Below are 7,672 nucleotides of genomic sequence, written 5' to 3' on the forward strand. Positions count from 1 at the left end.
GCAAACGCGCCGCTCTCATCCGCCAAGCAGAACGCCTGGAGGTGGTGAGGACATGCCTGAAATCCGGTCAACTTTGCCAGCAAGGCTCGTACAGCCAATCTCAGATGGGGCGCCGTGAATTAACCGGGCTAATTCCTCTGGGGTCGCGCAGAGAATGCCTGTTGTCATCGAAGTTGCCCCTCCCACCGGCTTGAAAGTCAGAACTCTCTCACACTCCGGCATCTTTTGCCTCAACTGCCATGAACGGACCTAAGAACGGGCCTAAGAGAGGAGTGACGACGGAGAATCTACTCTCGGTCGAATCCAGTATATTCTGAGATTTGGGCTGTGCTGGGCGTGGTCATATCTTGCAACGCGAGTTCAGGCTCTACAAACTGCCCCGTGACATGCGCCTGTCGGTTCGGAGGACTTGAATATGTCCGACCTTTTTACCCTGCACCACGTCTCGCTCTATGTGCAGGATGTCGATGCAAGTGCCACTTTCTACGCCACTGTCCTTGGGCTTGAGGAAATCTCCAACAGAGTCGGCAAGAGCCATATCCGCTGGTTTACCATAGACGGCTTTCGGACCTTTCACCTGATCGGCGGCGACCCTGAACCGGAGCGATCCCGCCCGTTCTCCACGCACGTGGCGCTCGCCACCAGAGAATTCGCTGCGGTGCTGGCTCGCTTGGAGCAGCACGGGGTGACCTATGTCAGCCTTGCTCGTCAGCCGAGGGACATTACCATCCGGCCAGACGGGGTGCGGCAGGTTTACTTCCAAGACCCTGACGGGCACTGGATCGAAATCAACGATGCCAACGCTGATCCCTGAGCAGTGAATTGGACTGCTACGACCGGTCTCCAAAGCTTCTTCTGAAACCTGTCACCGCTCGCCTTCTGACGCGGGGGCTCCCCTACGGATCAAGCCGCCGTTGAACGGCGGGCGGTAACCTCGATCTCGATCTTCATCCTTGGGTCCGAGAGGCCAGCGGCAATCATCGTTGCAGCCGGGCGGATTTCACCGAAGACGCGCCGCAACACCGGCCAGCAAGCCGGGAAGTCCTCGGCGTGGGGCAGAATATAGCGAACGCGTACAACGTCGGAGAAGGAGGCTCCCGCCTGTTCGAGGGCATGCGCGATATTGCGCAAGCACTGTTCGGCCTGCTCGACTACATCTTCTGCAATCGTCATTGTGATGTAGTCGAATCCCGTCGTGCCTGAGACGAACACCCAATCACCATCGACGACGGCACGCGAATAGCCAATATCATGCTCAAACGTTGAACCGGAGGATATGAGATTGCGCATGGGATGTTGCCTTCTGACCCTTGCCTGTCGAGGATCTGTTGGTCGCGCCAAATGCCATTCCGGCTCCTACTTTTTGGCTGTGACCATGGCTGAAACCTGCTCCCCGACCCACACCCATTCTGTGCTGTCGCTGCCCTCTCGCTTAACATAGCGATAGCCGGTACCCTGCGAGGGCAGAACCTCATCCCTCTTGTTGTCGAGGATGAAATCCCCACGATCCGTCCGGAGCATCAGCACAGCATGTCCCTGGCCCTCTTCGTCGGCCACTACGGTCATCCGCATGGCCCGGCGAGGCAAACGAGCCTCAACCAGCAACCTGCGCTTGAGAAGCTGAATGTCCTCACAGTCACCAAACCCATCATCAGGGTAGTTCCAGCGGTCAATTACACCCCAGTGATCCCGATCCGTGACAGGCAGGATCGTGCGGTTTACACGCTCATTTACCTCGATGATGGTGGACCAGATCGCCGGGCTGAGCCTGATTATCGCGGGCTCGGCACGGTCAACCGTACACTCGTCCGGAAGCTGTCCGCAAAAGCTGGTCCATGCGAGTGTCGGAGGGGCTCGCTCACGGACGCGTAAAGCTTCGGCAGTTGGGGGAAGCAGCGAGGTAGCTCCGGCCAGAGGAGACGGAGATCCTGCGGCCACAAGGAACACACTAACCGCAATAGCGATCAGGAACGCCACACGACCGGATTGTGCGTCTGATCCAGTTCGGAAGTCCCCATTGCTGACCCGCAGCATGTCCTCCTCACTTGGCTCGCTGTTTGTCTTCAGGCCAAGCTGTCAGCAGCGAGAGCATGGTTCAAGACGGATTCTGGACCGGGAACGATATGGACGGTAGCTGTTGAGATCTGGCCACACTGCAAACGGAGTACAACGCTCACGAGAGGGGAAGTCTTCGCGTCCCCTTCACAACTCCCCCGGCCTCAGGCACCCTCGTCTTTGAGCGGGCTGGACGAGTGCTCGTCATATCCTTGTCGAGCCAATCGGTGGGGCTCCCACGCAAGGGCATTCAGCCCATTGAGTGCTACCGGTTGAGGGAAATAGTTGTGAAGCGTTTGATCATGGCACTATGGGCGCTCATTGCAGCGGCTGCTATTGGCGTTCCTGTTCTCCTAACTGCGCCCATACTCCGGCCTGCGCCGTCCCAGTTGGAGTCAGACGTATCTCTGGGAGTTCCGTTCACGCTTACTGATCACACCGGTCAAGTAGTGATGGAGAAGGATTTTGAGGGCAGGCCAAGCGCGTGGTTCTTCGGTTGCACCCATTGCACAGAGGTATGTCCGACAACGCTATTCCAGATGAGCGAGCACCTAAAGGCGCTCGGCGGTCGATCATCCATAGCGCGGACTATTCAGCGCTGCGTGACCTCAACCGTTTCCTCATGGAGGACTGTTGTGCGGGAGATCCGCGAGTGGTTTCCGAGGAGTGCGGCCCATCAGTTGGAGCATGCCGCTGACCCGTCGTCTCAAATGCGGGCAGAGAGTGGGCGCAGAATGTGAGGTTAACCCACATCTACGCCCATCACGTTGCGCTACGACACGCTTTGGGCCGCTTTCAAGCTCGCTTTTCTTGCAGTCAGCGCATTCTGCTTGATCTCTTGCACAAAACCCTGAACTTTCAGTTTGTCCCGAGTAATGTCCTGTACAGAGCTAATTTTTGTGCAGAGTGTTCGAAGACGCTCTAAGCCTTCCTCCTCCGAATTACTCATGAACTGGTCAATTTCCTCGCAAATTTTCCTAACCTTCTGAGAATTTGTTTGCGGGGTTTTTTCACCAGCAACAAAATACTTGATGGCCATTAAAATATGCCATCTGAGCTTGCTATATTTTGGATCGATTCTTCCGTTGCTGAGGTATAATTGCAATCTGTAAGATGCATATGCAGCGGTATAGTAGATATCTTCAATATTTTCCCGCTTAAAGACAGTATCCCTTAGCTCGCCAGTTAGCCGATTTGGATATCTGCTCGCAATGTCAGGCTTGTCTAGGAACATCGCTCCTACACATCTTGCGATCTCGCTGATGGTAAATACACGAATTGCAGGGATGTCGTGTTCCAAAAACTGGTTCTGTCTCCGCTCAAAGTAGAGTCGGTGATTTTCGTCAACTCCTCTGGCATTGAAGAACTTCTCGATCCCTTTGACGCAATCAAGTGTGGCTAGAAACTGATCGTCTTGAACCTTGGTCTGTCGATTGGTTGATCTTACAATCTCATCGACGAGGCTGGCCTCATCGGTCTCGATGACCTTCAACATCAAAGTTGCATCGTTTGTGACAAGGTGACGGTTCTCAAATAGAACATTGGAAGTTTGACATCCATTCACGATCTGAAAGTCACGAAGATAAAGTTCATTGCCTTGGATTCTCACGTCAGGCGAGATAATTGTGACGCCATTGTTAAGTATTCCAAAGCGCTTCTGTTTCGTATCGTCGCTGATCGTTTCCGCCATTTCTTTGTTTACGCCGCCGTCGCTTCCAATGAAGTCTCTAACGTTCTCCTCAAAAATCCTTTGGCGCAGCTTATTATTGTTATCGGATAGACGTCTATTGATGAAGTCTTGGGCTTTCACGGTAACAACATAGCCTTCCTCTACGCCGGGCGCTTTTGGGAAAGCTGCAATTGCGAAGGCGGGCAGGCTGGCTTCGACGGGTCCATCAGCTTGCCCCCAAAGATCGACCAACTTGTTGCGGTCGAGTGGCTTAATCACCGCTTCTGTAAACAAGCCCGTATTGTCGATCTCCGTTTGAAGCGCTTTGAAGGCCCCGAGGATCTCGCGCTCCGATGGCTCGCGGGCAGTTGTTGCAAAATAACAATGAGCTTGGGGTTTGCCACCCCTTAGCTTCCCAACATTCTTTAGTATGTGGTCAAACATCTCCCTTCTGTCACGAATATAATCGCTATGAGGGTAAGACGAGCTTTCGCTTAGAAAATCTTGGATGGCGGACTGGAAGACGTTTATTTCCTTCTTGTCCCAATTCTCCGAGATTTTAGCTTGAAGGAATGCGATTGTTACATCGCAATCACGTCTTCTGTTTTTAAGAAGCTCGTCGATTTCATCCACTGATGACACATACACGTCATCTATGAAGAACAATACTCCATCTATGCCAGGATCATCTCCCTCATAGACCAACTCTGAGGGATTAACCGCATCCGCAGAGTATGATCGAAGAACGGAGTAGTTCAGGAAGGCTTCGAAGCGCTTTGAAATATCACCTTCGATTTGAAAGCGTTTGCTGAAATCATCGACATGGCTTCTAACTACACGATGCATACTTGCGGCTCTCACTGGATGGGAGGGGTCACGATGTTGGCATCCATTTACACATGAGCGTCCAGCGTGACCAGTTGCAAATCTAAGCGAGGAACTCGGCAATAAGGAAAATGGCCTTTACAGCCCCATGCGTCTTAGGTGATGGACGCGCCTCATTTGATGGAAAGCCATCTGATTACGTGCTGTTAAGGCGGGAACGGCTCGCTGACCTTTCGAGCCTCAATCTGAGCGGTACAGTTTGAGCAACCCTCTCCTGCACCAAGCAGAAACTGGTTCATTATCGCAAGCTTGACTATTCAAAGTGAACTGCCAATATCGAAACCATTCTAACTGAACCATACGGGGTTTCGATGTTTGTGCGAGCGTATCTTCGGGCGTCAACCAGCCAGCAGGATGCCACCCGCGCCCGTGAGCAGCTTGAGGCGTTCGCGAGGGAGCGCGGCCTACCTATCGCTGCGTACTACATTGAGAATGAGTCCGGCGCGAAACTCGACCGCCCCGAACTTTTCCGACTCCTGTCGGATGCCTCGCCAGGAGACATCTGCTTGACCGAGCAGGTTGATCGATTGAGTCGCCTCAACGCAGCAGATTGGGAGAGGCTAAAAATGGAACTCGCCGCCCGTCGCGTTCGGGTTGTGGCGCTGGATCTTCCAACCTCATGGACGATGCTGAATCCGAAAACCGACGACTTCACCGCCCGCATGTTCGATGCCATCAATGGGATGATGCTCGATATGCTCGCAGCAGTGGCCCGCAAAGATTATGAGGATCGTCGCCGTAGACAGGCCCAAGGGCAAGCGAAGGCGCGTGCGGCAGGGCTCTACACGGGCAGACGCGAAAACGTCGCTCGTAATGAGGGTATCGCCTCCATGCTTCGCGCCGGTTCATCATGGTCGCAGATCCAGGCCGCTACTGGATGCAGTAGGGCAACCATCGCGAAGATCGCGAAGCGCACTACGGCTTCAGGCGATCTGGGGCAATAAGAGCAACAGCCCAGACCGATACGGGGATAAATACTTCCATGACAAGGAAGTGTTGTTCGGCCAACCGATGTGGTCTCATCACCTGCAATCCATGCACCCGGCGTTACGCGAAACGCATCACCCAGCGCATATACACTATGGGCAATCCCAACCTGCATGCCGTCGAGATCGACATTGCGCCCTCACGCTGGGCTGATTTCTGGTCATGGCGTATAGAGGCACGCAATGTGATCGACTACCGCCGCCGAACAAGCCGCTGGTGGCGGCACTGCGGGCTGATCGTATGGTTGGGTGCTGATCAAAAGCTGCGCGGCGTCGTGTTTCTTGGGGCCGTGGCTCCCGTCGATTTCCTGGCAGCCTTCTCACGTTGGCCGATGACACTGCGGCCTATTAGTCCCGCTGTCCTGCGGGAAGCGATCCATGGCTTCGTCAAACCGGGAATGATCGCAGCTATGCCGACTTCGAAGGCACGATATCAGTCGTTGAAGCTGGCTATCTGGCCACGTCGCAATGCAATAAAGACAAGATCACCAGTTCCAGTCCAAATTCCTCAGGTTTACATCGAGCCGATGCCCGTGCTCATTTGAAAGACTCATGAAAAATTCACCCCCTAAGGTCATTCTTTACGATGGATGTACCTACGAGCAAGCCCTCTCTATTATTTCAGATCGCAAGCTCAGACAGTGCGAGGCTGCGCCCAATCCGATCATTGCAATCAGTTTTCTCGACGACGCAGCGCTCGTCGCGTTCAAATTCTGGTTTTACAAAGCGACCGTATTCCAGGATGAAACTGCGCTGGTTTCGCCTGCCGAAACAAGAGCCGTCGAGGCGTACATTTCGGAGAATAATCTGGAAAGTAGCATCACCCGAACCGACCTTCTCGCCATGCGATTCTATGATACAGACGACGAGCGAGCTTTCGAGGCAGAGGCGCGTTTTAGCACCGCAATCCACATTGCCTGCACGGATTATGAGTAGCGGGTGCCCGCAAGCGCCTATTCATTCTCCCCGTCCGGTTGCTTGACGGCCGGATGGCGCTCTGCCATCTTCCTAAAAAATTCACGTTATCAGGTACTTACGGCAGTCATGATTAAATCCGAACTGGTCCATAAGCTCGCCGAGCAGAATCCACACCTGTATCAGCGGGATGTCGAGAAGATTGTGAACGCGATCCTCGGCACCATCGGTGATGCGCTTGCGCAAGGGAACCGGGTTGAGCTTCGTGGCTTCGGCACGTTCACGGTCAAGAAACGCGATGCTCGGACGGGTCGCAACCCTAAGACAGGGGATCTCGTTGCAGTCTCGGAGAAAGTTATTCCTGTGTTCAAGACGGGCAAGGAGATGCGCCAACGCCTCAATCCCGCATCGCTCAAAAAGCGGAAGAGAGCGATAGCCGGTGCGACCAACATCAACGGCCTCGTAGACGCGTAATCTTCTCGAACACCGCCTCCACTTCCTTGAAACGATTTTCTGCCTCTGCCCGGTCTCGCTCCGGGTGGACATCGGGATGGAAGTGTTTGCGGTAGGCCATGCGGGCAGCCTTCAGGAGGAAGTCCGGACAATTCTCATCAAGTCCGACATTTCGGTACAGTGAGTTCGGCTTTTCGGGCGAACGGCTCTTGGTAGTCATATGGGCTCGTATGCGAGTCCGTTCTTTCACCAGGGTTGCGATGGTTGAGATCGCCGCATCGCGCTCGTCCCTCATCTGGTTGAGAGCAGCGATCAGGATGTGGACCACATCATCGGCAGTATGATGGCCCTGAATGAGGAAATCGTCGTAGCTTGAGCCAGCGGCCTTCGAGGCCCAACCATTGAGGGCTTTGTCGCCCTTTCCGAATAGGTTTTCGATACCCTCTCCTCTCTCATCAGAACCACTACGATGTTGTCTCGCCCGAGCCTCTTCTTCGCGCTGATGTCGCTCGCGGTGCTTTCTTTGCCGAAGAACCTCCTCACGGCGGGCTTGGAAATATGCTCTTCGAGCTTGATCACCATCTAGTGGACGGAATCTAACACTTGGTGCCCTCGCCGGACGGCAGCGATGATCTCATCTGGGTTGGCCGTCCAGGTGAAGGGCTTGGGACGTGCATTGGTTTCAGCCACGTAGCGGTTGATGGCCTCC

At 54.2% G+C, this 7,672-nt stretch carries 11 protein-coding genes and 1 pseudogene; 6 read left to right on the forward strand and 6 right to left on the reverse strand.

Annotated features, from left to right (window positions below):
* Nucleotides 1–415 precede the first annotated feature (415 nt).
* Entirely contained in the window at nt 416–814 is a 399-nt protein-coding gene (locus tag FS320_RS34080; protein ID WP_152716826.1) for a VOC family protein, read from the forward strand.
* 89 nt (nt 815–903) lie between these two features.
* Here the strand turns inward: FS320_RS34080 and FS320_RS34085 are convergent, their stop codons facing one another.
* Together FS320_RS34085 and FS320_RS34090 are read right to left on the reverse strand one after the other, a co-directional pair.
* On the reverse strand, nt 904–1,290 hold the full coding sequence (locus FS320_RS34085) for a RidA family protein (RefSeq protein ID WP_152716827.1): 387 nt from the start codon (nt 1,288–1,290) through the stop codon (nt 904–906).
* 66 nt (nt 1,291–1,356) lie between these two features.
* Entirely contained in the window at nt 1,357–2,034 is a 678-nt protein-coding gene (locus FS320_RS34090; protein WP_152716828.1) for a transglutaminase-like cysteine peptidase, read from the reverse strand.
* A gap of 473 nt (nt 2,035–2,507) precedes the next feature.
* Between FS320_RS34090 and FS320_RS51030 the strand changes: the two genes are divergently transcribed.
* Nucleotides 2,508–2,795: an SCO family protein gene (locus FS320_RS51030; RefSeq protein WP_420846811.1), complete on the forward strand. Its 288-nt coding sequence runs from the start codon at nt 2,508–2,510 to the stop codon at nt 2,793–2,795.
* Nucleotides 2,796–2,827: 32 nt separating this feature from the next.
* On the opposite strand, the gene FS320_RS34100 is transcribed toward FS320_RS51030, so the two are convergent.
* On the reverse strand, nt 2,828–4,570 hold the full coding sequence (locus FS320_RS34100; RefSeq protein ID WP_152716829.1) for an AIPR family protein: 1,743 nt from the start codon (nt 4,568–4,570) through the stop codon (nt 2,828–2,830).
* A 350-nt stretch (nt 4,571–4,920) separates the two neighbouring features.
* On the opposite strand from FS320_RS34100, the gene FS320_RS34105 reads away from it, so the two are divergent.
* From FS320_RS34105 to ihfB, 4 genes are all read left to right on the forward strand, one after another.
* Nucleotides 4,921–5,553, forward strand: coding sequence for a recombinase family protein (locus FS320_RS34105; protein ID WP_152716830.1), 633 nt, complete (start codon nt 4,921–4,923; stop codon nt 5,551–5,553).
* A gap of 137 nt (nt 5,554–5,690) precedes the next feature.
* A complete protein-coding gene (locus FS320_RS34110) occupies nt 5,691–6,140 on the forward strand; it encodes a hypothetical protein (RefSeq protein ID WP_152716831.1) in 450 nt (149 codons plus the stop codon).
* 7 nt (nt 6,141–6,147) lie between these two features.
* Complete coding sequence (locus tag FS320_RS34115; protein WP_152716832.1) at nt 6,148–6,531, forward strand: hypothetical protein; 384 nt, start codon at nt 6,148–6,150, stop codon at nt 6,529–6,531.
* 108 nt (nt 6,532–6,639) lie between these two features.
* Nucleotides 6,640–6,984 (forward strand): integration host factor subunit beta, encoded by a 345-nt coding sequence (gene ihfB, locus FS320_RS34120; RefSeq protein ID WP_152716836.1) that lies wholly within the window; start codon nt 6,640–6,642, stop codon nt 6,982–6,984.
* Here the strand turns inward: ihfB and FS320_RS34125 are convergent.
* From FS320_RS34125 to FS320_RS46340, 3 genes and pseudogenes are all read right to left on the reverse strand, one after another.
* Nucleotides 6,962–7,291: a hypothetical protein gene (locus FS320_RS34125; RefSeq protein ID WP_152716833.1), complete on the reverse strand. Its 330-nt coding sequence runs from the start codon at nt 7,289–7,291 to the stop codon at nt 6,962–6,964. The genes ihfB and FS320_RS34125 overlap by 23 nt on opposite strands.
* Complete coding sequence (locus FS320_RS34130) at nt 7,276–7,545, reverse strand: hypothetical protein (protein WP_152716834.1); 270 nt, start codon at nt 7,543–7,545, stop codon at nt 7,276–7,278. Before FS320_RS34130 ends, FS320_RS34125 begins: the two co-directional genes overlap by 16 nt.
* Nucleotides 7,546–7,672: pseudogene (locus tag FS320_RS46340) on the reverse strand (IS630 family transposase); the annotation flags it as partial.

The organism is Microvirga tunisiensis, assembly GCF_009296175.1.
GTDB lineage: Bacteria > Pseudomonadota > Alphaproteobacteria > Rhizobiales > Beijerinckiaceae > Microvirga > Microvirga tunisiensis.

Coding starts and splice junctions, on each gene's coding strand:
- FS320_RS34085 (WP_152716827.1), bottom strand. CDS start 1,290: ATGCGCAATCTCATATCCTCCGGTTCAACGTTTGAGCATGATATTGGC.
- FS320_RS34105 (WP_152716830.1), top strand. CDS start 4,921: ATGTTTGTGCGAGCGTATCTTCGGGCGTCAACCAGCCAGCAGGATGCC.
- FS320_RS51030 (WP_420846811.1), top strand. CDS start 2,508: ATGGAGAAGGATTTTGAGGGCAGGCCAAGCGCGTGGTTCTTCGGTTGC.
- FS320_RS34080 (WP_152716826.1), top strand. CDS start 416: ATGTCCGACCTTTTTACCCTGCACCACGTCTCGCTCTATGTGCAGGAT.
- FS320_RS34090 (WP_152716828.1), bottom strand. CDS start 2,034: ATGCTGCGGGTCAGCAATGGGGACTTCCGAACTGGATCAGACGCACAA.
- FS320_RS34100 (WP_152716829.1), bottom strand. CDS start 4,570: ATGCATCGTGTAGTTAGAAGCCATGTCGATGATTTCAGCAAACGCTTT.
- FS320_RS34110 (WP_152716831.1), top strand. CDS start 5,691: ATGGGCAATCCCAACCTGCATGCCGTCGAGATCGACATTGCGCCCTCA.
- FS320_RS34130 (WP_152716834.1), bottom strand. CDS start 7,545: ATGGTGATCAAGCTCGAAGAGCATATTTCCAAGCCCGCCGTGAGGAGG.
- FS320_RS34115 (WP_152716832.1), top strand. CDS start 6,148: ATGAAAAATTCACCCCCTAAGGTCATTCTTTACGATGGATGTACCTAC.
- ihfB (WP_152716836.1), top strand. CDS start 6,640: ATGATTAAATCCGAACTGGTCCATAAGCTCGCCGAGCAGAATCCACAC.